This is a genomic window from Streptomyces sp. NPDC033229 (genome assembly GCF_055576875.1).
In genome coordinates, this window is record NZ_JBVIQR010000009.1 from 94438 (window position 1) to 116699 (window position 22262).

Here is a 22262-nt window from a genome sequence, read left to right on the forward strand (position 1 = left end):
CGAATCTGCCCGACATCCTCGACCGCGGGCTGGAGATGGGCGACGACTCGCCCCCGGCGCGCAGGGGACGCCGGGGGCGGCCACGGGACCGGCCGGGGCGGCGGCGAGTACGCCGTCCGGCCGATCCTGCGGCCCTGGCGGTCGGTCTGCGCCGAGTGGCGACGGGAGTACGGCCATGATCACCGATCCGGGCGCGGGCCGGGCCGTGGTCGCCGGCTCGCGGACGGCCTTGCGGATGCCGCAGTGGACCACGACCATCCGGAAATTTTACAGAATGTGATATTCTGTCAACTCAGAGCAACCTTACGGGCATGCCGGGCGTCCCACCCAGCAAAAGGGACACACGGACACGCCTGGCATCCGCGGCCACCCCCGCGGGAGCGCGAGGCATCCCGAGCACGAGGGACGCCGCCATGACGCTGCGCATCCATTTCACCAGCGAGGATCTGACCCGCATCACGATCGCCCAGCACCCGGATCCGCTGTGGGAAGTGCTGCTGAGCCTGCATGTGTTGCAGAGCACCGACGCCGCGCCCGTGTTCGCCCGCTGGCGCCGCCGGGTCCGCTCCGATCCGGGCACGGTGGACCGACGGCTGCTGGACCTCGCGCCTCCCTACGGCTACTCCCCCGACTTCCTCACTCCCGCCGCCGGGGCCGACGGCTTGGAGAACGGCATCGACGCCCTGCGTTCGACCCCCCGCGACCGGCTGCGCAAGGATCTGACGGAGCTGTCGGCCACCCGGCCGTTGGCCCGCTGGACCCGGCCGCTCGGGGACGGCGACCGGGACACCCTCGACGGGCTGGCGCAGGCGGTGCGCGACTACCACCGGGCGGTGCTGGTCCCGCACTGGGCGCATATCCAGGGCCGGCTGGGCGCCGACTGCTCGGTGCGCACCCGTGCCCTGCTCACCGGCGGCAGCGCGCGACTACTGCCCACACTGCACCCGGCGCTGAGCTGGAGCCCGCCGGTGCTGGAGCTCCGCGGCCCGCACGTGCGGGGCGACCTCCATCTCGACGGGCGGGGACTGCGGCTCGTGCCCTCGTTCTTCTGCTGGCCCGCGCCGACGCTGCTGCGCGACCGGGGGCTCGCCCCCGTGCTGGTCTACCCCATCGCCCACGATCTGCGCTGGCTCGACGAGCCGGAGCCCCGGCCGGCCTCGGGGCGGGCGCTGGCGGCCCTGCTGGGGATGCGCAGGGCCGCGGTCCTGGAGACCGTCGCGGGTGGGCCGGGCTGTACGACCGGTGAGGTCGCCCGCCGGGTGGGCATCTCGCCCGCCACCGTCAGCCATCACACCTCCGTGCTGCGCGAGGCCGGGCTGATCGGCACCCGGCGCGTCGGGGAGGCCGTCCTGCACACCGCCACCGGGCTGGGCGTGGGCCTCCTCAACGGCGACTCCTGCCTGGCCGTCGGACGGCCCGTCGGCCAGGCGTGACCCGCCCGGTCAGCCCCGGTCAGGCCCGCTCCCATCGAGAAAATGGAAGGTCGGCGCGGGGTGCATCAGGAAATCGTGATGCGAGATGTTCCAGGCGTACGCGCCGGCCATGGAGAACGCCACCCGGTCCCCGACCCGCAGCTCGGCCACCGGGACGTGGCGTGCCAGGGTGTCCTTGGGGGTGCACAGTTGACCGACGAGGGTCACCGGCTCGTCCAGGGCGGCCGGGCGCGGCCAGGGCCGCTCCCACGTGTCGACGGGCAGCACGGTGAAGGGCTGGTCGTGCTGTTTGGCGGCGGGGGTGCGCAGGTGGTGGGTGCCGCCGCGCAGGATGGCGAAGGCCTCGCCGTGGCTGTGCTTGAGGTCGAGGACCTCGGTGACGTACCAGCCGCAGTACGCGGTGAGCGCCCGGCCGGGTTCCACGCGCAGGGTCAGCCCGGGGTTGCGGACGGCCAGGTCGCGCAGGCCCGCGCCGTAGGAGTGCCAGTCGAAGAGGGCGGCCGGGCGGGAGTAGTCGACGGCCATGCCGCCGCCGACGTTGATCTCGGTGAGGGTGAGGCCGTGCCGGTCGGCCAGCTCGCGCGTCCAGTCGGCGATCCGGGCGGCGACGGCGAGATGGGCGGGACCGCTCAGTCCGCTGGCCAGATGGGCGTGGATGCCGCGCAGCCGTAGCCTGCTGCCGCGCAGCAGCGGCAGGCACGCCTCGGCGCGGCGGGGGTCGAGGCCGAAGGGGCCGGGTCCGCCGCCCATGGCCAGGGCCGCCCCGGCCAGTTCGCCGTCCCCCGCCGGGAGGTTGACGCGCAGCAGCACGTCCACGGGGTCGTCGCCGGGCCGCCCGTCGGCGAGTTCCGCGAGCAGCCGCAGTTCGCCCTCGCTCTCCACGTGGAATCGGCGGGTTCCCAGGCGGAGGGCGAGCCGCAGTTCGGCCTCGGTCTTGCCGGGGCCGCCGAAGGCGACCGGGAGGGTGGGGACGGCCTCGCGTACGTGGGCCAGTTCGCCGCCGGAGGACACCTCGAACCCGGTGACGTGCGGGGCGAGGGCCCGGAGAATCTCCGGGGCGGGGTTGGCCTTGGCCGCGTAGTACAGCTCGACGCTGCCGGGCAGGGCGGCCCGTATCGCGCGCGCGTGCTCGTCGAGCGCGGCCAGGTCGTAGACGTAGGCGGGCAGTTCGTCGGCCGACAGGCCGGCGGCGCGGGCGGCGACGCGGGGGGTGATCACGGTGTGGGACTCCAGGGTTCGGTGCGGGTGGTGCCCGGGAACGCGGACAGCAGGTCGGGCACCAGCGGCGAGGCGATGCGGACGTAGCCGGCGTCGCGGTCGGCCTTGCGTTCCCAGCGGGTCAGGAGGTTGGCCTTGGCGGGCAGCGGCACCCCGGCGATCAGGGCGCGCAGCGGGGGCGGGTCGCCGTGGGCGGTGGCGCGCCGGTCCAGCGTCGCGCGCACGGCGCGCCACAGTTCCGGCTCCAGGTGCGGGTGCCGGTCGGCGAGGGCGGCGAGCATCTCGGCGAGGTGGTTGACGAGCAGGCAGTAGACGACCCGGTCCCAGCCGCGTTCCCGGTCGTACGTCATGGGGCGGGCGACGTCGTCGGGGAGGGCGGCTAGGGCGGTGGCGTGCCGGTCGGGGAGCAGTTTGGTTCCTTCGAGGTCCCGGAAGAGGATCTGCCGGGGGGTGCCGTCGGCGTCGACGCCGAGGACCACGTTCTGCAGGTGCGGTTCGAGGACGACGCCGTGGTCGAAGTAGGCGGCGAGGACGGGCGGGACGAGCAGGCCGAGGTAGGCGTCCCACCAGGCGAGTGCCTCCGCCGGGCCGGCCGTGGCCGGCAGCCGGGCGAGCTGCGCGGTGCCGGTGGGGTATTCGTCGGCGACGGCGGCGGCGAGCAGCCCGGTGACGCCGGGGGTGAGCCGGGCGCCCAGGCCTTCCCGGACGATGACGCCGAAGCCTTCGGCGAGGTCGCGGCTGCCGAGGTCGAGGGTGCGGTAGGCGGGCTCGCGCAGCAGGTCGGTGCCGGGGAACCGGGCGGCCAGGTCGGCGGCGACGGGCTCCAGCAACCGGGTCAGGGCGACGGCGCCGGTCAGCTCGTACTCGGCGTTCTTGCGGAGGCAGTTGGTGATGCGGATGTTCAGGCTGAACTTGAGGAAGTCCCGGCCGTCGTAGAGCGTCCGCACCGAGGCGGTGGGCTCGAATTCCGCGCCGCGCGGGCCGAGGTCGAGGACATCGCGGCGGCCGATGGCGGCGCGCAGGGTCCGGTCGTCGCGGAGCATGGCGTACTGCCAGGGGTGCACGGGCAGCAGCCGGTAGCCGTCGGGGACGGTGCCCTGCCGGTCGAGGGCGGCGAGGGCGCCGGGCGTCGCGGTCTCCTCACGGACGTGCTCCCGCCGTACGGCCAGGTGGCGGAGCCGGAAGCGGGCGCGGGTCTCGGGGGCGTAGCGGTCCCAGTCCGCCATGGAGCCGGTGCGGGCCTTGGGGGTGGGGTGGAAGCGGTGGCCGAAGAGCAGGGACTGCTCCGAGTCCATATAGGCGTCCGGGCCGTCCGAGCCTCGCCGGGCGGGCGCCCCGGTCTCCCGGCGGGCCGCGTCCAGGGCGGCGCTCACGCCCGCGTGGCTGGAGGCCACCTGGGCGAGGAATTCGTCGTTGCGGACGCCGGTGCGCAGTTCCAGCTCGCGGTGGATGTACTCGGCGACAGTCTGCCAGGGCAGTTCGGTCCAGCCGTCGGGGCCTTGCGCGCTGACGGGCCCGGTGAAGCGGTGCGCGCCGATCAGGGAGGCGCGGCGCAGGGCGACGCGCAGCAGCGCGCCGCAACGCGGCAGTCGCAGCAGCAGGTGCCCGTCGCTGACGGCGGTCTGGTGCTCGGGGCCGGACACCTCGCGGAGCAGGCAGTTCAGCAGGGTGTGCGCGACGACCTGGTCGGCGTCCGCCCGGCCCGCGAGGGCGGTGGCCCGCGCGCGAGGGGCGGAGAGAGGAGGCGAGGTGGGAAGGGACGCGGAGGACATTCAGCGACTCCAGCGGGTACGGAGGGCAGTGGGGGTGCCGGCGGGGGCGGTCGGCGGCAGCGGGTACCGGCGGTGCGGTGACGCCCATGGAGGGAGTGTGCCCACCAGGAAGGGTGCGGCCACGAGCGCGGGCCCGGGGCCTGTCCGGGGCGCCGTCACGCGCCCGCTCGCAGGTAGTTGGGGCCTTCGACGTAGTACTTGTTGATGTCGGCGGCGCCCGAGCGCTCCTTGGTGAGCAGGGTGCCGGCGGTGACCATGGCCTTGACCGGAAGTCGGTCGGCGTCGAGGACCCGGGCGCGCAGCACGGCTGCCGGGCCGGGGGCGAGCCGGTCCACGGCTTCGGTGAGCCGGTCGCGGAGCTGCCCGAGCAGGGTGTCCAGCCGGGCGCGGCCGGTGCGGGCCAGCTCGAAGGCGAGGGCGCCCGCGCACAGGTGCACGGTGATCGTCGCGAAGACGTCGGCGACGGGTCCGTCACCGCCGACGAGGATCCGTCGGTCGTCGAAGCCGAGGAGGTCGGCGGCCTCCCCGCCGAGCCGCCTGGCGAGCCGCACGGAGTGCACGCGCGGCCCGTCGTTGTCCTTGAGCAGCAGGCGCAGCCGTGGGCCGGCGGGCGTCCTGTCGAGGACGACGGAGGTGTTCTGCTGGTGGGACTCCAGGGCGATGCCGTACGCGAACAGGGTGGCGTGCCAGTCGAAGAGCAGCGTCAGGTAGGCGTCGAGAAAGGCGGTGAGCGAGCCGCCGTAGTAGCGCCCGGCGAGCGCGTCGGCGACGAGGGTGCCGTCGGGGGTGCGGGCGAGCAGCGCGGCGACGGGCACGATGTGCGCGTCGTGGAGGCCGGGCGGGTAGCGGCGTACGAGGGCGGCGAGGAGTTCGTGGCCGGCGTCGAGGTGGGTGCGCTCGTCGGCGAGGAGCACGGTGGGGGCGAAGCGCGGTTCAGCGGCGATGATCTCTTCGAGGAGCCGCTGTCCGACCTCGCCGTCGACCAGGGTGCCGGGTTTGATGGTGCGCCGGTTGCGCAGGCCCAAGGTGGCGGTGGCGAGCGGGAGTTTGAGGTGCACGTCCGGGTCGTCGAGCACGGCGAGGGTACGCATCGACAGGGTCGGTGTCACCGCGAGCCAGGGCCGTTCGGCCAGGTGGGCGGCGCCTTCGAGCCCGGCGGCCTTCAGCGCTTCGGCGAGCGGGTCGCCCACGGTGAGGGGGTGGACGGGCAGGGTGAGGTGGGTGGTGTCGAGGCCGGGCAGGCCGAGGGCGCCGGGCGTGGGCCACCACCGCGGGGTCTTAGCCCGCCCGCCGCGCACGGTGCCCCGGGGGACGGCGAGCCAGCGCAGGGCGAAGGTGGGGTGGAACTCCGGTGCGTAGGCGCGGAGTTCCGTTTCGGTGAGCCCGGCGCGGGCCCGGCCGGTGGGGTAGACGGGATGGTCGCGGAAGGCGGCGAGGGTGTCGTAGGCGAGGGAGCGGCGCGGGCCCGTCCACCGGCCGGTGTCCCGCCCGTGGGCCCCGGCCAACCGCTCCACGACGTCTTCGCGTACCCGGCCGTGCAGCCGGGTGGCGGCGAGCGCCTCGTCGCACTCGGCGAGGAAGTGGTCGAATCCGGCCCGGTCCTCGGCGGCCACCGCGGCGCGCAGCCGGGTGAGGACGGGGCGCAGTCCGGTGAGGACACCGCCGGGGGTCTCCAGCAACGCTTCCCGGGCCCGCACTTCGCACTGGAAGCCCTCGGGGCCGACGGGCAGCGCACAGCCGTCCCCGCCGATACGGAGCCGGAGCCAGTCGCCGTCCGGGCGCCGTTCGGTGCGCGCGCGGCTGCGCAGGCCGTAGGTGTCCTCGCGGAGCAGCGTGCTCAGTATCCGGCCGAGGAGTTCGTCCTCCGCCGGGTCGGAGCCGTGGGGGGTCATGACACGATCTCCCAGCGCCGGTCGGCCAGGAATTCCTCGACGGCCCGGTCGATCCGGCCCTGGTCGGTGCCGGTCGCCCGCAGTACGCCGAGGTAGTCGCGGTTGGTGCGGTACAGCGGGTGCTCCGCGCCCGTCTCCCGCAGCGGCCGGTAGACCAGCCGTACGCCGTCGCGCTCGGTGTCGCTCGCCCGGGGAGCCGCGACGAGCGTTCCGCCGCGGTCGGCGCGGACGTACTCCACGCGGGCCCGGCCGTCGGTACGCGCCCCCAGGTCGGCGGGCAACGGCTCGCCGAGGTGGACGCGGAGGATGTGCTCGAAGAGCGGGATGTCCAGCAGTTGGGCGAGGGTGAGGTCGCACTGGTCGCCGATGGCACGGTAGTTGACCTCGATGAGGCGGGCGCGGCCGCCCTGGGTGACGAACTCGGTGTGGCAGGCGCCGAAGCCGACGCCGAGCGCGTGAAGCTGTTCGAGGACCCGGTCGGCGTGCGGTCGCGGCGGCGCGGCCAGCAGGTCGAGGCGTTCCTCGATGAAGTGCGGCGGCGGGGACAGCCGGGTGCGGAAGGAGCCGACCGTGTGCAGCGTGCGGCCGTCGCCCAGTGTCTCCAGGGTGTGCAGCGGTCCGTCGAGGTATTCCTCGACGAGGAGCGCCGCGTGGGGCCTGCGTTCGCGGATCTCCCGGCAGCGCGCCAAGAGTTCGTCGCCGTCCTCGACGCGTATGACGTCCTCGCTGGCCACGCCTTCGCAGGGTTTGACGACGCAGGGGAAGGGCGCTTGGAGGTCCTTCAGGGTGTCCGGGTCCTCGGCGGGTCCCAGTTCGGCGGACCAGACGGTGTCGATGCCCGCCTCGGCGAGGTCGCGGCGCAGCTGCGCCTTGTTCTTGGTGCGCAGCGCGGCACGCCAGTCCTTGCCGGGCAGCGCGAAGTAGTCGGCCGCGAGGGCGGCCTGCGTCTGGAGGTGGTCGCTGTTGGTGAACACCGCGTCGGGGCGGCCCAGTGCGGAGATCTGCCGGATGACCTCGCGGAATTCGCGTACGTCGCAGTCCACGACGGTGAGTTCGGGCCAGGGGAGGCCGGTGGCTGCCCGTTCGGCGAACCGGGCGTAGGCGCGCCGGTGGGCGTCCGGCTGGTCGGTCAGGAGGGTGACGGCGAGACCGAGCCGGGCGGCCGCGGGAAGGAAGCCCTCGGTGACGGAGTCGGTCGGGTTGAGCGCGAGCAGATGAAGCCGCACGGGAGGCGCCTTTCGGGGCGGGTGGCGGGTTTCGGGCAGGTCTCAGCGCCGTGGGGCGCGCTGACGGGTGGGGACAGCCGACGCCGGGCCGCACGGGCCGCACGGGCCGCACGGCGGGCGGCTACGTTCCGGAGGTCGCGATGCCGGGGGCTCGGGCTCCGGCTCCGTGCTCGCCGTCGTCCCGCGTCCATCCGCTGCCGCACGCGGTGGGTTCGAGGCTGCCGACGGGCAGGGCGCGTGCCCCGACCGGCCTTCGGACGACGGGCCGACACCGGCTGGGCGGGCATCGGACGTGCCCACCGGACGGCGGACGGGGCGGGCGGGGCCGACGACCGCACGGCCGGGGCCGGGGGAGGCCGTCACGGCGGCCCGCCCGGCCTCGGTGCCGGGCTTCCGGCACGAGCGGGTGAGGACGGTGGCGGGTTGGCCCGGGCGCGGCGGGGGCCTGTGGACGGCGGTCCCCGCCCGCCGGTGTCCGCGCACGGTGGGATGCGGCCGGACGGACGGGCGCGAGGAAACGCACCGGAACGACGGACCCGGCGAGCCGCACTCCGGCGGCCGGGACGGCGGGCACCCAGGCGGACGCGACGGGGAACGCGGGCCTGGAGCCCATGACCGTGCCGAGCTCCGCGCAGCGAGCCGACACGGGGGCGACGGCCCGGACCGGGGCCTTCCGGGGGCGCGCGGCAGCGGTCCGGGCATCCCGGAGATCGATCGCCTTCACACCCGAGACCTTAGGTTAGGCAAACCTAAGGGCGCCAATCCCCCGTGGGGGTATGGAGGCAATGCCCGCATTTTTCTGGGCGCGAAGTCACCTTCGCACGCCCAGGTTTCGGTAGCGCGCGCGGCGGGCGGTAAGCCGTTCACCCTGTTCACGCCCCTTGAGGACAGCGAGTTCGGCGCCGAGGATCCGGCCGAGCCGGGGAAGGAAGCCGTCGGAATCCGCCGTCTCTCCCTCGCCCTCCTCCACGATGCGGTCCACGATGCCGTTCGCCAACAGGTCGGCGGACCGCACCCCCTGACGTTCGGCCACTTCGTACGCCCGGTCCGTCGTGCGGTACAAAATCGCCGACGCGCCCTCCGGTGGCAGGGGCGAGAGCCACGCGTGACGGGCCGCCAGCACCCGGTCCGCCGGGAGCAGCGCGAGGGCGGCCCCGCCCGCGCCCTGTCCCAGCAGCAGGCACAGGGTCGGGGCGGGCAGGGCCATCAGGTCCGCGAGGCACCGGGCGATCTCCCCCGCCAGCCCACCCTCCTCGGCGTCCCGCGACAGCGCGGCCCCGGCCGTGTCGACGACGGTGAGCAGCGGGAGGTCCAGCTCGGCGGCGACCCGCATCCCCCGCCGCGCGGCGCGCAGCCCGGCCGGACCGAGCGCCTGGCCGTGCGCGGGAACACCGGTCCCCGCCGGGCCCGGGCCCGGTTCCTCGGCGTGGCTGCCGCGGTCGTGACCGAGCACGACGCACGGGGTGCCGCCGACGCGCGCGAGCGCGAGCAGCAGCCCCGGGTCCCGCTCCCCCGCGCCCGTGCCGCTGAGTGGCGTGACATCGGTGGCCGCGGCCGCCAGCAACCGCCGCACCCCGGGCCGATCGGGGCGCCGGGAGCGGCGGATCGACTCGGCGGCGGAGGCGGGGACCGGGGCCGGAGCCGGGTCGTGCGCGCCGGGCGGGTCCTCGGGCGGAGCCTCGGCGGCGTCCCCGCACAGCACGGTGAGCGCCCGCGCCACCGTCTCCGGCAGCCGGTCGGCGGGCAGCACGGCGTCCACCAGGCCGTGGGCCAGCAGGTTCTCCGCGAGCTGGACGCCCGGCGGGAACTCCTCGCCGTAGAGGGCCTCGTGGACGCGCGGCCCGAGGAACCCGATGAGGGCACCCGGCTCGGCGGCGGTGACGTGGCCGAGGGAGCCCCAGGACGCGAGGACCCCGCCCGTCGTGGGATGGCGGAGGTAGACGAGGTAGGGCAGCCCGGCGGCCTTGTGGTCGGTGATCGCCGCGGTGACCTTCACCATCTGCAGGAAGGCGATCGTGCCCTCCTGCATCCGGGTGCCGCCCGAGGCGGGCGCCGCCAGCAGCGGCAGCCCCTCGGCCGTGGCCCGCTCCACGGCGGTGACGAGCCGCTCCCCCGCCGCCACGCCGATCGACCCGGCCAGGAAGCGGAACTCGCAGGCCACGACCGCCACTCGGCGCCCGCGCAGCAGGCCCTCGCCGGTGACGACCGACTCGTCCAGCCCGGTGCGCTCACGCGCGGCGAGCAGATCGGCCCGGTAGTCGGGGTCGTCGGTCGTCACCTCGACCGGTTCGTCCCACCCGCGCCAACTGCCGGGGTCCACCACCGCTCCGATGAGGTCGAGGGCGGAGGTGCGGGGGCTCGTAGCACTCATGGGGCCAGCCTGCCATGGGTTCCCCGCAGACGTGTCTCTGTGGGCCGGGGTGTGCGCACCCCCGCTGCGCGGCGGTGTCCTCAATCGCCGGACGGGCTACTGTGCTGTGTCCTCAATCGCCGGACGGGCTTATATAAGCCCGTCCGGCGATTGAGGACGCGCCCGCAGGGCGCCCGCCGCCGTAGGCGGCAAGACGGCCCGCAGCCGAAGGTCCGCCGGACAGCATCCAGAGCCCGCGCAGCCGGGCAGGGCGCCCGCCGCCGCAGGCGGCAAGACGGACCCGCCGTCGGCAGGACAAACCGCAGGCGGCAAGACAGGCCTTACCCGAGAAGCGCGGCGAAGCCGCCGCCGCAGGCGAGCTCCTCGAGGTCGTCCAGCGCCCGGCGGGCGTGTCCGGCGGCGACGGGGTCGCGCTCGGCGATGCCGCTCTCGGCGAACTCGTCCTCGTCCAGGCGCAGCACCGTGGCCCCGTCGGCCGAGAGCCACAGGTCGAGGTCCAGGTCGGTGACGACGAGCCCGGCCTCCTCGACGCGGGCGGGGCGGGTGACGTCGCAGTACCAGCCCTTCACGACCCCGGCGGCGTCCCGCACCTCCTTGACGGCGTACCAGCGGTCACGCCAGTAGTGCTCGGTGAAAACGTCACCCTTCTCGAACCGCACGAACCCGAAGTCACGGGTGTCGGCACCGGCCCAGGGGGCGCGCACCACGACGTGCGTGCCGTCGTCGCGCACCACGGTCGCGGGGTACCGCACCTCGGGCCGGGGTTCCTTCACCAGCCGCACCGTCACCGCGTCGCCCGCCGCCAGCGTCCCGCCCAGGATCCCGCTCATGAAAATCCGCTCCCGTCCGTAGATCGTCCGGCCGCAGCTTCTCCCATGACGAGATCTCGGGCGAATGGATTTCGGCAGCGCTTGGGCCATCCCGGCGAGGGAAGCCGCACTCGCCCGTCTACCGGTGCGTGAACTCCGGCGGCCGCTTCTCCACGAACGCCGACATCCCCTCCTTCTGGTCCGCGACGGCGAACACCGCGTGGAAGAGCCTGCGTTCGAAGCGGACGCCCTCCGCCAGCGTCGTCTCGAAGGCCCGGTTGACCGCCTCCTTGGCCATCATCGCGACCGGCGCGGACATCCCGGCCACGGTGTCGGCGACCGCGAGCGCCTCCTCCAGGAGTTCGTCCGCCGGCACGATCCGGGAGACCAGCCCCGCGCGTTCGGCCTCCGTCGCGTCCATGGTGCGGCCCGTCAGGCACAGCTCCATGGCCTTGGCCTTGCCGACCGCGCGGGTCAGCCGCTGGGAGCCGCCGATGCCGGGGATCACACCGAGCTTGATCTCCGGCTGGCCGAAGACCGCCGTGTCCGAGGCCAACAGGATGTCGCAGAGCATGGCGAGCTCGCAGCCGCCGCCGAGGGCGTAGCCGGAGACGGCGGCGACGGTCGGTGTGCGGAGTTCGCCGAGCCGGTCCCATGCGGTGAACCAGTCGCTGAGGTACATGTCCATGTACCCCTGCGGCCGCATTTCCTTGATGTCGGCCCCGGCCGCGAACGCCTTGGGTGAGCCGGTGAGGACGATGCAGCCGATGTCGGGGTCACGGTCGAGTGCGGCGGTGGCGTCGACGACCTCGTTCATGACCTGGAGGTTGAGGGCGTTCAGGGCCTTCGGCCGGTTGAGGGTGACGAGGGCCGTGCGGCCCTTGCGCTCGACGAGGATGGTCTCGTAGGTCATGCGGTGGCCGTTCCGTTCTCTGCGGTGTCCTGGATGGACCGGTCTCTGATCGTCCGGATGATCGCGGAGAAGTCCTCCGCTGCCCCCGGGCCCTCGGCGAACTCCGCGTACAGTTCAGCCGCCCGCAGGCCGAGCTCGGCGTGCACCCCGCCCGCGCGGAGGGCGTTGGCGGCGAGGCCGAGGTCCTTGGCCATCAGGGGCGCGGCGAAGCCGGGCCGGTAGTCGTGGTTGGCGGGGCTGCCCGGGACGGGGCCGGGGACCGGGCAGTTGACCGTGAGGGCCCAGCACTGGCCGGACGCGGTGGAGGCCACGTCGTAAAGGGCCTGGTGGGACAGGCCGAGGCGCTCGCCGAGGACGAACGCCTCGCCCACCGCGAGCATCGAGATGCCGAGGATCATGTTGTTGCAGATCTTCGCGGCCTGACCGGAGCCTGCCGCTCCGCAGTGGACGGCCTTCTTGCCCATCGCGGACAGCAGCGGCTCCGCCCGCGCGAACTCGGCCTCGCCGCCCCCGGCCATGAAGGTCAGGGTGGCGGCTTCCGCGCCGATCACCCCGCCCGAGACGGGCGCGTCCAGGGCGCGGTGCCCGGCTCGCGCTGCGGCGTCGTGGGCGGCCCGGGCATCGGCCACGTCTATGGTGGAGCAGTCCACGAAGAGGGTGCCGGGCGTCGCCGCCGCGAGCAGCCCCTCGTCCTGGTAGAGGGCGAGGACATGGCGGCCGGCGGGCAGCATGGTGATCACCACGTCCGCACCCGCGGCGGCTTCGGCCGCCGAGACGGCCGGTTCGACACCGGCGGCCGCGGCCGCCGCCAGGGACGCGGCCGACAGGTCGTGGCCGCGCACCCGGTATCCGGCCTTGACGAGGTTGGCGGCCATCGGACCGCCCATGTGGCCGAGGCCGACGAAGCCGACGACCGTACTCGCGGGGCTCACGGCGCTCACCAGGGCACCTCCTGCGGGGCGTCGTCGGCGAGGGAGAGTTCCCGGGCGCCGAGCGGTGCGAAGAACCGGGCCACGTCCGCCCCGCCGACCTCCGCCAGGGTTGCCGGCGACCAGCGCGGGGCGCGGTCCTTGTCGATCACCTGGGCGCGGATGCCCTCCACCAGGTCGGGAGCGGACAGGGCCGCGCAGGAGACGCGGTACTCCTGCTCCAGGACCCGCTCCAGCGGGCCGAGGTCCCGGGCGCGGCGCAGCGCGGCGAGGGTGACCTTCAGGGCGGTGGGCGACTTGGCGAGGATCGTCTCGGCGGCTTCCTTGGCGGCCGGGGTGCCCGCGGCGAGCAGCCGCTCGATGATCTCCTCTACGGTGTCGGCCGCGTAGCAGTGGTCGATCCACTCCCGGTCGGCGGCCAGCCGGCCCTCCGGTGCCTCGCGGACATGGCGGGGCAGGACATCGGGCACGGCCCCGGCGGCGAGGTCCGCGCCGAGGGCGGGAAGTGCGTCCGCCGGTACGAAGTGGTCGGCGAGGCCGCACAGCAGGGCGTCCGCGGCGCCCACGGGCACTCCGGTGAGCCCGAGGTGCGTGCCGAGCTCCCCGGGCGCGAGGGCCAGCAGATAGGTGCCGCCCACGTCGGGCACGAAACCGATGCCTGTCTCGGGCATCGCGACCTTGGAGCGCTCGGTGACGATCCGCACGCTGCCGTGGGCCGAGATCCCCACTCCCCCGCCCATCACGATGCCGTCCATGAGGGCGACGTACGGCTTGGGGTAGCGGGCGATACGGGCGTTGAGCCGGTACTCGTCGCGCCAGAAGGCCGCGGAGGCGTCACCGCCGGCGCGGGCGTCGGCGTGGATGGACCGGATGTCGCCGCCCGCGCACAGCCCCCGCTCGCCCTCGCCGCTGATCACGACGGTCTCGACGGCGGGGTCGTGCTCCCAGGTGGTGAGGGCCTCGTCGATGCGGCGCACCATGGTGTGGCTGAGGGCGTTGAGGGCCTTCGGCCGGTTGAGGGTGAGGTACGCGGCGCGGCCCTCGGTGCGCAGCAACACACAGTCGTCCGTGCCGTCCGTCGGGGTCATCGGGCGTCTCCCGTCAGTCCGCGGGCCACGATCAGGCGCATGATCTCGTTCGTTCCTTCCAGGATCCGGTGCACTCGAAGATCTCGGACGATCTTCTCGATGCCGTACTCGGTGAGGTAGCCGTAGCCCCCGTGCAGTTGCAGGGCGCGGTCGGCGACCAAGTAGCCGGTGTCGGTGGCGAAGCGTTTGGCCATGGCGCACAGCTGGGCCGCCTGGGGGTCGTCGCGGTCCAGGGCCTCCGCGGCCTGGCGGACCAGGGCGCGGGCGGCGGCGAGTTCGGTCGCCATGTCGGCGAGGCGGAACCGCAGCGCCTGGGCGTCGAGCAGCGGTGCCCCGAACGCCTCCCGGTCGGCGAGGTACTCCAGGCTGCGGTGCAGGGCGTTCTGTCCGCCGCCGAGGGAGCAGGCGGCGATGCCGAGCCGGCCGCCGTTGAGCCCGTTCATGGCGATGCGGAAGCCGTCGCCCTCGGCGCCGAGCCGACGGTCGGCCGGAAGGCGGACGCCGTCCAGGACGACCTGGCGGGTGGGCTGGGCGTTCCAGCCCATCTTCTTCTCGTCGGGACCGAAGGACAGCCCGGGGTCGTCCCGTTCGACGACGAACGCCGAGATGCCGCCCGGCCCCTCCCCGCCCGTGCGCGCCATGACGATGTACACCTCGGCGGCCCCGGCGCCGGAGATGAACTGCTTCACGCCGGTCAGGACATAGGAGTCCCCGTCGCGTGCGGCCCGGGTCCGCAGCGCTGCGGCGTCGGAGCCCGCGCCCGGCTCGGTCAGGCAGTAACTGCCGAGGGTGTCCATCGAGCACAGCCGGGGCAGCCAACGGGCGCGCTGGGCCTCGTCGCCGTAGCGGTCGATCATCCAGCCGACCATGTTGTGGATGGAGAGGTAGCCGGCGATGGAGGGACAGCCGGTGGCCAGCACCTCGAAGATCAGCACGCCGTCCGCTCGGGTGAGGCCGGAGCCGCCCGCCTCCTCCCGTACATAGACCCCGCCGAGGCCGAGCCCCGCGGCCTTGCGCAGCACGTCGAGGGGGAAGTGTTTGTCCTGGTCCCAGGCTACGGCGTGCGGGGCGAGGTGTTCCCGCGCGAAGTCCAGCGTCGTTTCGGCCATCGCGAGCTGGTCCTCGGTGAGGCCCGTCGTCATGGCGCTCATCCCATCGTGGGGATGGTGAAGCTCGCGCCCTCCTTGACCCCGGAGGGCCAGCGCGAGGTGACGGTCTTGGTGCGGGTGTAGAAGCGGATGGCGTCCGGGCCGTGCTGGCCCAGGTCGCCGAAGCCGGACCGCTTCCAGCCGCCGAAGGTGTGGTACGCGACCGGCACGGGGATCGGGACGTTGACGCCGATCATGCCGGTGTCCACGCGCCGGGTGAAGTCGCGGGCGGTGTCCCCGTCGCGGGTGAAGATCGCGACGCCGTTGCCGAAGGCGTGCTCGGAGGGCAGCCGCAGTGCCTCCTCGTAGTCCGCCGCGCGGACCACCGACAGGACGGGCCCGAAGATCTCCTCCTGGTAGATCCGCATGTCCGGGGTGACCCGGTCGAAGAGGGAGGCGCCGGCGAAGAAGCCGTTCTCGTGCCCGGCGAGGGTGAAGCCGCGCCCGTCCACGACGAGTTCGGCGCCCTCCTCCACTCCGAGGTCCACATAGCCGCGGACCCGGTCGACGGCGTCGCGGCCGACGAGGGGGCCGAAGTCGGCGTCGGGGTCGTCGGACCGGCCGATCCGCAGGGTGCCGATCCGCTCCTTGAGGCGGGTGACCAGCGCGTCGGCGGTGTCCTCGCCGACGGGTACGGCGACGGAGATCGCCATGCAGCGCTCCCCGGCCGAGCCGTAGCCCGCGCCGATCAGGGCGTCGACGGCCTGGTCGAGGTCGGCGTCGGGCATCACGATCAAGTGGTTCTTGGCACCGCCGAAGCACTGGGCCCGCTTGCCGTGGGCGGCGGCCGTGGCGTAGATGTGGGCCGCGATCGGGGTCGAGCCGACGAAGCCGAGCGCCTGCACCCGCGGGTCCTCGAGCAGGGTGTCGACGGTTTCCTTGCCGCCGTTGACGACGTTGAGCACACCGGGCGGCAGCCCCGCCTCCAGGAACAGCTCGGCGAGCCGCAACGGGACGGACGGGTCGCGCTCGGAGGGCTTGAGGACGAAGGAGTTGCCGCAGGCGATGGCCGGGGCGGCCTTCCACAGCGGGATCATCGCGGGGAAGTTGAACGGGGTGATGCCCGCCGTCACGCCGATCGGGCGGCGCAGGGAGTGCACGTCGATGCCGGTCCCGGCGTTGTCGGTGAAGTCGCCCTTGAGCAGGTGCGGGATGCCGGCGGCGAACTCCACCACCTCCAGACCGCGCTGGATGTCGCCGAGCGCGTCGGGGACCGTCTTGCCGTGCTCACAGGACAGCAGCCGGGCGAGGGATTCCTTCTCACCCTCGACGAGCTGGAGGAAGCGCAACAGGACGCGGGCCCGGCGCTGCGGGTTCCACTCGCCCCACTCCCGCTGGGCCTCGGCCGCGTCGGCGACGGCCGCCTCGGTCTCGGCCCGGTTCGCCAGGGGCACCCGGGCCTGCACGGCGCCGGTGTTGGGGTCGTACACATCGCCGTAGGCACCCGATGTTCCCGGGGTGTGCCTGCCGCCGATGAAATGGGTGAGTTCACGGACCATGGGAGAGCCTGCTCTCGTCAGGTGAGATCCGAGGACGGCGCGAAGCGTCCGGCGGAGAGCGCGGGTTGCGCGCGGCCGCCGACGGGTCGCGGGACGCGAAGGGCCAGGAACCGTCAGCGAGCGGGAACAGCCGCTCGCCGCGCCGGATCACCAGGGTCGTGGGTACGGACCGGTGCCATACGTGTCTGCTCCATCCTCGTGGAAAACACGGAACGTTCCGCGGCCGGTATCCTGACTCCCGGATCAGCGCGCGTCCCGGTGCCTTCCCGACATCCCGCTCGTCAGTGGCGTGTACCGCGAGGACGAACTCCCCGGTCACAGTGGCGGGACCGTGCCGGATTCACACCGGCTTCCCTGCACCGCGGACCTTGTCCTCCGAACATATAGTTGGACGTCCTAGTAAGTCCAGGGTCTCCTGGCCCGGAGTGTCAGCGGCCCGGATCAAGGCCTCGGTTCAGTGGGGCCCGGTGTCCCGCACCGGGTACGGCACGAAGGTGCTGCGGTTCTCGTCGACGGCGAGGGGCCGGCCGAGCGGTGGGACGGCCCGCTGCGGGCAGTCCAGGCGTTCGCAGATCCGGCAGCCCATGCCGATGGGGGTGGCGGCCGAGGCGTTGTCCAGGTCGAGTCCGTCGGAGTAGACGAGCCGGGAGGCGTGGCGGATCTCGCAGCCGAGCCCGATGGCGAAGGTCTTGCCGGGCTCGCCCCAGCCGCCCCGGTGCCGGGTGACGGTGCGGGCGGTCCACAGATGGCGCTGCCCGTCCGGCATCGCCGCGATCTGCACATGGATGCGGCCGGGAGAGGCGAATGCCTCGTAGACGTTCCACAGCGGGCAGGTGCCGCCGGCCCGGGAGAAGTGGAATCCGGTGGCCGACTGCCGTTTGGACATGTTGCCCGCGCGGTCGACCCGTACGAACGAGAACGGCACCCCGCGCAGCCGCGGGCGCTGGAGCGTGCTGAGCCGGTGACAGACGGTCTCGTAGCCGAGCCCGAAGCGGTCGGCGAGCCGCTCGATGTCGTACCGCAGCTCCTCCGCCGCGGCGTGGAACTCGCGGTACGGCAGGATCAGCGCGGCGGCGACGTAGTTGGCGATGCCGATCCGGGCCAGCGGCCGGACGACGGAGTCTTCCTCGTAGTCCTCCGAGGCGAGCCGGGTGAGTTCCCCGCCGTACTCCAGCAGGGCGAGCTGGGTCGCCATCCGGAAGGCCTGCTGGCCGGGGCGCAACCGGTTCGACAGGCGCAGCACCCGCGCGCGGGGGTCGTAGCTGTGGAGGTGGTCGGGGTCGGCGGCGATGCGGACCCCGTGGCGTTCGGCGAGCCGGGCGGCCAGGGCCGGCAGCACCCCGCCGGGGCGGATGCCGATCTCTGCGGCCAGCTCCTCGGCGGCGGTGTCGATGGTGTGGAGGTAGTTCTGCCGACGGTAGAAGAACTCCCGGATCTCCTCGTGGGGCGGGCGCGGCAGGGCCGGGTCGTCGGTGCCGCGCCGCTCGGCGACCTCCGCGAGCCGCTCGGTCAGGGCCTGGTTGCGCCGGCCCAGGTCGAGCAGCACCGCCGCGACGGCGGGCAGCCGGGAGGCGAGTTCCGACAGATCGGTGGGTGAGACGCGGGCGGCGGCCACCTCGTCGGCGAGGGCTTCGCGCAGGTCGGCCAGGACACGTCCGGTGTCGCGCTCGGAGAAGAAGCCGGGGTCCACACCGAACGCCTCGGTGAGCCTCAGCAGTACGGGCACGGTGAGCGGGCGGGAGTCGTGCTCCATCTGGTTGAGGTAGCTGGGCGAGATGGCGAGCATCCGGGCCAGTTGGGCCTGGCTGAGCCGCCGTTCCTCGCGCAAGCGCCGCAGTCGCACCCCCGCGTAGGTCTTGCTCATGCCTTGCTCACGGTCCTGCTCACGGTCGCGCTCACCCAGACCCCTTCGGCCGCCCCCGGCTCCGTACGGCCACCCTAGCCGGGAGCAGGAGGCTTCGCGGACTTGGCGGTTGGCAAAGTTGGCAAGATTGGCAAACAAGCCCGGGAAGATTCACAGAACTTGGCAACCGGCCATGCTTGATGGCACTGAGTGCCACTGTCAGAGTCGTAGCACGGCCCACCGGAGCCCCCGCTTCTCACCATTGCCCGCTCAACGGGGGCCCGGCGGGCCGCACTTACCGGGGGAAGCACTCCCCTTCGCATTCTTGGCAGAAGTCCGGGCGGGTCCGGCGCGGATGCGCTGCGGACCCGGCGCGGGTCCGACGCGACACGGCGACACTGGGAGACGGTCATGGCGCAGGTAGGGACGACGACGGCCGAGGAGCTGGCACAGAGGTGGGCGACGGACCCGCGCTGGCAGGGCGTACGGCGCTCGTACGGCGCCGAGGACGTGGTGCGGCTGAGCGGCAGCGTCCGGGAGGAGCACACCCTGGCCCGGCGCGGCGCCGAGCGGCTGTGGCGGCAGCTCCACGAGCGTGACTACATCCACGCGCTCGGCGCGCTGACCGGCGGCCAGGCCGTCCAGATGGTCAAGGCGGGGCTGCAGGCCGTCTACCTGTCCGGCTGGCAGGTCGCCGCCGACGCCAACCAGGCCGGGCACACCTACCCCGACCAGAGCCTGTACCCCGTCAACTCCGTACCGACCGTGGTGCGCCGCATCAACAACGCGCTGCTGCGCGCCGACCAGATCGCCACCGCCGAGGGCGACGGCGCCGGCGTCGACTGGCTGGTCCCGATCGTGGCCGACGCCGAAGCCGGCTTCGGCGGCCCGCTCAACGCCTTCGAGTTGACCAAGGCGATGATCGCGGCGGGGGCGGCCGGCATCCACTACGAGGACCAGCTCGCGTCCGAGAAGAAGTGCGGCCATCTCGGCGGCAAGGTGCTGGTACCCACCTCCCAGCACATCCGCACCCTCAACGCGGCCCGCCTCGCCGCCGACATCGCCGATGTGCCGACCTTGATCGTGGCCCGTACGGACGCGCTCGCCGCCAATCTTTTGACCACCGACGTCGACGAGCGCGACGCCCGCTTCTGCACCGGCGAGCGCACCGCCGAGGGTTTCTACCGCGTCGAGCCCGGCATGAGCCCGGTGATCTCCCGGGGCCTCGCCTACGCCCCGTACGCGGATCTGCTGTGGGTGGAGACCGGAACCCCCGATCTGGCACAGGCGCGCGAGTTCGCCGAGGCCGTCCACGCCGAGTACCCCGAGCAGATGCTCGCCTACAACTGCTCGCCGTCCTTCAACTGGCGGGCCGCTCTGGACGACAACCAGATCGCCAAGTTCCAGCGGGAGCTGGGGGCGATGGGCTACCGCTTCCAATTCATCACCCTGGCCGGTTTCCACTCCCTCAACCACGGCATGTTCGACCTGGCCCGGGGTTACGCGGAGCACGGCATGCCGGCCTACGTCGACCTCCAGGAGCGGGAGTTCGCCGACCAGCGGCACGGCTTCACCGCCGTCAAGCACCAGCGCGAGGTCGGCACGGGCTACTTCGACCAGGTCAGCACGGCGCTCAACCCCGCCGCGGAGACGCTCGCGCTGCGCGGCTCCACGGAGGAGGAGCAGTTCCATCAGGCCAGGAGCGGCCACACATGCGACCGGGGCTGAGGGGCCCGGGTCACGGCCGGGGCTGAGGGGCCCTGGCCGCTGGGGAGCGGCGCGGAGCGACCAGGACGCTCCGCGCGCTCGCGGACCGGGGCGGGCCGGGATTCCCGCAGGGATACGCCGAAGGGCGGCGGCACCGGGTGGGTGCTGCCGCCCTTGGGCGTGTGGGGGTCGACTCCTGTGCCGGTTTTTTAGTAGGCGGAGTTGACGTTGTCCATGGAGCCGTACTTGTCGGCGGCGTAGTTGCAGGAGGCGGCGATGTTGGCGACGGGGTCGTAGGGGTCCCAGGCGGTGCCCTCGACGTGGTAGGCCTTGAAGGTCGGGTCGATGATCTGCAGGAGGCCCTTGGAGGGGACGCCGTTGACGGCGTTGACGTCCCAGTCGTTGATCGCGCGGGGATTGCCGGTCGACTCGCGCATGACGTTGCGCTTGATGCCCTCGTAGGTGGCGGGGATGTTCTTGGACTTCAGGATGTCCAGGGACTCCTTGATCCACCCGTCGAGGTTGTCGGCGTAGGCCTTCTTCACCGGAGCCGCGGGAGCCTTGGGCTTGGCGGGAGCCTTGGGCTTGGCGGGGGCGGGCTTGACGGGGGTGCGGGTCTGGGAGCGGCCGGCGGCCTGCTGGTCGGCGCGGGCCTGGCCGGCCTTGGCCTTCGCGGCGGCATCAGCCTTGACCTTGGCAGCGGCGGCGGTCTTGGCCTGGGTGGCGGCGTTGTCGGACTGCTTGCCGATGTGGTCGTGGGCGCCGAGGTCGGTGGTGGTCCAGGCGACGGGCTTCACGGCGATGGAGGGGGTCTCGGCGGCCTGGCCGGGGGTGACGGCCATGGTGAGGGCGGCGGCGCCCGCGGCAACGGTCAGACCGGCGGCGGTGAGCTTGTGGGTCTTGGTCAGACGGGCGGTACCGAAGGTGGTGGAGCGCATGCTGGCTGAACCTCTTCCAATCGCGTGAGTCGCACTGGCCGGATCGGCGCGAAGAAAGCGCCGTGTCTCGATCGACGGCGCCATGCGACTCGGCAATTGTTAGCGGCCCGAAAAGCCCCTGGCAAAGGTGTGACCTACTACCCCGCCCGGTAACAACAGGCCCCCGCGCACCCCACCCACCACCCCATTTCATACCTAAATGTCCGAATCGGGAGCCCACTATCCGGGTTCGTAAGTGATCCAGGTCCCATGAGCGGCCTCACACCACACCCCCCACCCCCACACACCATGTAAAGGCGCATGCGCAGAGCGTGGACGGCCGCTGCCCCTTGGACACCGCCTTCAGCCCGAGCCCCGATGCGCCCCGGTACTCAGGGGGTCTCGGGGTAGAGCCAGCGGCGGAACAGCTCGCTGAGGCGGGGCATGACCAGGTAGGTCAATGTCGGGGACAGCACGAGCGGGAGAACGGCGGCGCGCAGGGGAACCGGCCAGGAGACGAGCTCCGGCGCCACCAGCCACGTGTACAGAAGGACGAAGGGGTACACGGCCAGGAGCGTCATACACGCCATCTTCCAGCGGGTGGGCGGCCGGGCGACCCCGCCGGGCACGGTGAACCAGGACTCCATCCCGGTGGTCGTGAGGTGGGGGTGCACCGGACGCGCGATGCCCGTGAGCCGGGCGTGCCATTGTGCGCGCTCAGGGGATCCCATCCATCGCTCAAGGCTCTCGGTGTCCCGGAACCGTACGACCGTGTGGAAGCGATTCCCGTCGCCCTCCGGCCGCAGCCAGGTGACGGACAGCTCTCCCGGGAAGGTGCGGGCCACCCGCTGGATGCCGTGCGCCCACTCCTGGAAGTCGCCTTGCCTGCCCGGTTCCACCTGCCAGGTGTAGACGACGCTGACCTGGTCGTCACCGCTGCTGTGCGGTCCCCGCGCCGGTTCCGTCATGAGGACACGATAGGTCCCGATGTCGGGTGATATATGCCTTGCGCACCGATCCATCCGGCATTTCCCCTGCGGCGACGCACGCACGTCGCACCCTGGTCGCCGTCACGCCGCCCCTCTTGGCCGTTGCCGGTCCTCTCGTTCTTCTCCTTGCGCGACCGTCTGCCCGGGCGGATGGCCACCCACATGGGCCCGGGCGGGGAGGCCGACGGCTTCACGGGACAAGGGGCGTTTCTCGCCGTCGCGTCAGCCGTGCTGCTTGGTGACGCCGTGCTCTTCGGAGGACTTACCCCCTGGATACGGGCGGCCCCCGAGCACTCAGCGGGTGATCGCCGTCACCGGCGGCAGCGCCGCCGTGCTGACCGGGTGGCTGGTCGTCGCCGTGCTGCGGGCCAACGTCCATGCCGCCGACGCCCCGTCCGTCACCTTGCCCGGCCTCCAGGCCGCACTCGTGTTCGGATCCGCGGCCGTCTATGCGGCCGTGGGGTGGCTGGTCTGCGGCAGAATCCAGGAGAGCGAAGCCCCCTCCGGC

General features: G+C 73.2%; 16 protein-coding genes and 1 riboswitch. Of the genes, 2 read left to right on the forward strand and 14 right to left on the reverse strand.

Annotated elements, in window-relative coordinates; genetic code table 11:
- The first annotated feature begins 413 nt into the window (after nucleotides 1-413).
- Complete coding sequence (locus ACZ53N_RS11025) at nucleotides 414-1433, forward strand: ArsR/SmtB family transcription factor (RefSeq protein WP_469140605.1); 1020 nt, start codon at nucleotides 414-416, stop codon at nucleotides 1431-1433.
- Between the two features lie 9 nt (nucleotides 1434-1442).
- Here ACZ53N_RS11025 and ACZ53N_RS11030 read toward each other — a convergent pair whose 3' ends face one another.
- The 12 genes from ACZ53N_RS11030 to ACZ53N_RS11085 form a co-directional block, all read right to left on the reverse strand.
- Nucleotides 1443-2651: a type III PLP-dependent enzyme gene (locus tag ACZ53N_RS11030; RefSeq protein WP_469140606.1), complete on the reverse strand. Its 1209-nt coding sequence runs from the start codon at nucleotides 2649-2651 to the stop codon at nucleotides 1443-1445.
- A complete protein-coding gene (locus tag ACZ53N_RS11035) occupies nucleotides 2648-4423 on the reverse strand; it encodes an IucA/IucC family protein (RefSeq protein WP_469140607.1) in 1776 nt (591 codons plus the stop codon). Before ACZ53N_RS11035 ends, ACZ53N_RS11030 begins: the two co-directional genes overlap by 4 nt.
- A 155-nt stretch (nucleotides 4424-4578) precedes the next feature.
- A complete protein-coding gene (locus ACZ53N_RS11040; protein WP_469140608.1) occupies nucleotides 4579-6315 on the reverse strand; it encodes an IucA/IucC family protein in 1737 nt (578 codons plus the stop codon).
- A complete protein-coding gene (locus ACZ53N_RS11045) occupies nucleotides 6312-7541 on the reverse strand; it encodes an ATP-grasp domain-containing protein (RefSeq protein ID WP_469140609.1) in 1230 nt (409 codons plus the stop codon). Before ACZ53N_RS11045 ends, ACZ53N_RS11040 begins: the two co-directional genes overlap by 4 nt.
- A gap of 811 nt (nucleotides 7542-8352) precedes the next feature.
- Nucleotides 8353-9912: a carboxyl transferase domain-containing protein gene (locus ACZ53N_RS11050; protein WP_469140610.1), complete on the reverse strand. Its 1560-nt coding sequence runs from the start codon at nucleotides 9910-9912 to the stop codon at nucleotides 8353-8355.
- Nucleotides 9913-10232: 320 nt separating this feature from the next.
- Entirely contained in the window at nucleotides 10233-10742 is a 510-nt protein-coding gene (locus ACZ53N_RS11055) for a ribonuclease FAU-1 family protein (RefSeq protein ID WP_469140611.1), read from the reverse strand.
- Between the two features lie 118 nt (nucleotides 10743-10860).
- Nucleotides 10861-11634 carry an enoyl-CoA hydratase gene (locus ACZ53N_RS11060; RefSeq protein WP_469140612.1) on the reverse strand — a complete coding sequence of 258 codons (774 nt, stop codon included), beginning with the start codon at nucleotides 11632-11634 and terminating at the stop codon, nucleotides 10861-10863.
- A complete protein-coding gene (gene mmsB, locus ACZ53N_RS11065; protein ID WP_469140613.1) occupies nucleotides 11631-12575 on the reverse strand; it encodes a 3-hydroxyisobutyrate dehydrogenase in 945 nt (314 codons plus the stop codon). Before mmsB ends, ACZ53N_RS11060 begins: the two co-directional genes overlap by 4 nt.
- Nucleotides 12572-13651, reverse strand: coding sequence for an enoyl-CoA hydratase/isomerase family protein (locus ACZ53N_RS11070; protein WP_469140614.1), 1080 nt, complete (start codon nucleotides 13649-13651; stop codon nucleotides 12572-12574). The genes mmsB and ACZ53N_RS11070 overlap by 4 nt, the downstream gene beginning before the upstream one ends.
- Nucleotides 13648-14802, reverse strand: coding sequence for an acyl-CoA dehydrogenase family protein (locus ACZ53N_RS11075; RefSeq protein ID WP_469140615.1), 1155 nt, complete (start codon nucleotides 14800-14802; stop codon nucleotides 13648-13650). The genes ACZ53N_RS11070 and ACZ53N_RS11075 overlap by 4 nt, the downstream gene beginning before the upstream one ends.
- Complete coding sequence (locus tag ACZ53N_RS11080) at nucleotides 14799-16298, reverse strand: CoA-acylating methylmalonate-semialdehyde dehydrogenase (RefSeq protein ID WP_469140616.1); 1500 nt, start codon at nucleotides 16296-16298, stop codon at nucleotides 14799-14801. Before ACZ53N_RS11080 ends, ACZ53N_RS11075 begins: the two co-directional genes overlap by 4 nt.
- Nucleotides 16299-16502: 204 nt before the next feature.
- Nucleotides 16503-16677: riboswitch (cobalamin riboswitch) on the reverse strand.
- Nucleotides 16678-16752: 75 nt separating this feature from the next.
- On the reverse strand, nucleotides 16753-18162 hold the full coding sequence (locus ACZ53N_RS11085; protein WP_469140617.1) for a short-chain fatty acyl-CoA regulator family protein: 1410 nt from the start codon (nucleotides 18160-18162) through the stop codon (nucleotides 16753-16755).
- Between the two features lie 390 nt (nucleotides 18163-18552).
- Between ACZ53N_RS11085 and aceA the strand changes: the two genes are divergently transcribed.
- Nucleotides 18553-19869 (forward strand): isocitrate lyase, encoded by a 1317-nt coding sequence (gene aceA / locus ACZ53N_RS11090; protein ID WP_469140618.1) that lies wholly within the window; start codon nucleotides 18553-18555, stop codon nucleotides 19867-19869.
- Nucleotides 19870-20057: 188 nt separating this feature from the next.
- Here aceA and ACZ53N_RS11095 read toward each other — a convergent pair whose 3' ends face one another.
- Nucleotides 20058-20786: a transglycosylase SLT domain-containing protein gene (locus tag ACZ53N_RS11095; RefSeq protein WP_469140619.1), complete on the reverse strand. Its 729-nt coding sequence runs from the start codon at nucleotides 20784-20786 to the stop codon at nucleotides 20058-20060.
- Nucleotides 20787-21157: 371 nt separating this feature from the next.
- Nucleotides 21158-21733 (reverse strand): antibiotic biosynthesis monooxygenase, encoded by a 576-nt coding sequence (locus ACZ53N_RS11100; RefSeq protein ID WP_469140620.1) that lies wholly within the window; start codon nucleotides 21731-21733, stop codon nucleotides 21158-21160.
- Nucleotides 21734-22262 lie beyond the last annotated feature (529 nt).

What these genes read in the sequence shown, in the direction of transcription:
- ACZ53N_RS11070 (WP_469140614.1), bottom strand. Translation starts at nt 13,651, where the DNA reads ATGACCCCGACGGACGGCACGGACGACTGTGTGTTGCTGCGCACCGAG.
- ACZ53N_RS11060 (WP_469140612.1), bottom strand. Translation starts at nt 11,634, where the DNA reads ATGACCTACGAGACCATCCTCGTCGAGCGCAAGGGCCGCACGGCCCTC.
- ACZ53N_RS11080 (WP_469140616.1), bottom strand. Translation starts at nt 16,298, where the DNA reads ATGGTCCGTGAACTCACCCATTTCATCGGCGGCAGGCACACCCCGGGA.
- ACZ53N_RS11035 (WP_469140607.1), bottom strand. Translation starts at nt 4,423, where the DNA reads ATGTCCTCCGCGTCCCTTCCCACCTCGCCTCCTCTCTCCGCCCCTCGC.
- ACZ53N_RS11025 (WP_469140605.1), top strand. Translation starts at nt 414, where the DNA reads ATGACGCTGCGCATCCATTTCACCAGCGAGGATCTGACCCGCATCACG.
- ACZ53N_RS11055 (WP_469140611.1), bottom strand. Translation starts at nt 10,742, where the DNA reads ATGAGCGGGATCCTGGGCGGGACGCTGGCGGCGGGCGACGCGGTGACG.
- ACZ53N_RS11075 (WP_469140615.1), bottom strand. Translation starts at nt 14,802, where the DNA reads ATGAGCGCCATGACGACGGGCCTCACCGAGGACCAGCTCGCGATGGCC.
- ACZ53N_RS11050 (WP_469140610.1), bottom strand. Translation starts at nt 9,912, where the DNA reads ATGAGTGCTACGAGCCCCCGCACCTCCGCCCTCGACCTCATCGGAGCG.
- ACZ53N_RS11095 (WP_469140619.1), bottom strand. Translation starts at nt 20,786, where the DNA reads ATGCGCTCCACCACCTTCGGTACCGCCCGTCTGACCAAGACCCACAAG.
- aceA (WP_469140618.1), top strand. Translation starts at nt 18,553, where the DNA reads ATGGCGCAGGTAGGGACGACGACGGCCGAGGAGCTGGCACAGAGGTGG.
- ACZ53N_RS11040 (WP_469140608.1), bottom strand. Translation starts at nt 6,315, where the DNA reads ATGACCCCCCACGGCTCCGACCCGGCGGAGGACGAACTCCTCGGCCGG.
- ACZ53N_RS11085 (WP_469140617.1), bottom strand. Translation starts at nt 18,162, where the DNA reads ATGAGCAAGACCTACGCGGGGGTGCGACTGCGGCGCTTGCGCGAGGAA.
- ACZ53N_RS11100 (WP_469140620.1), bottom strand. Translation starts at nt 21,733, where the DNA reads ATGACGGAACCGGCGCGGGGACCGCACAGCAGCGGTGACGACCAGGTC.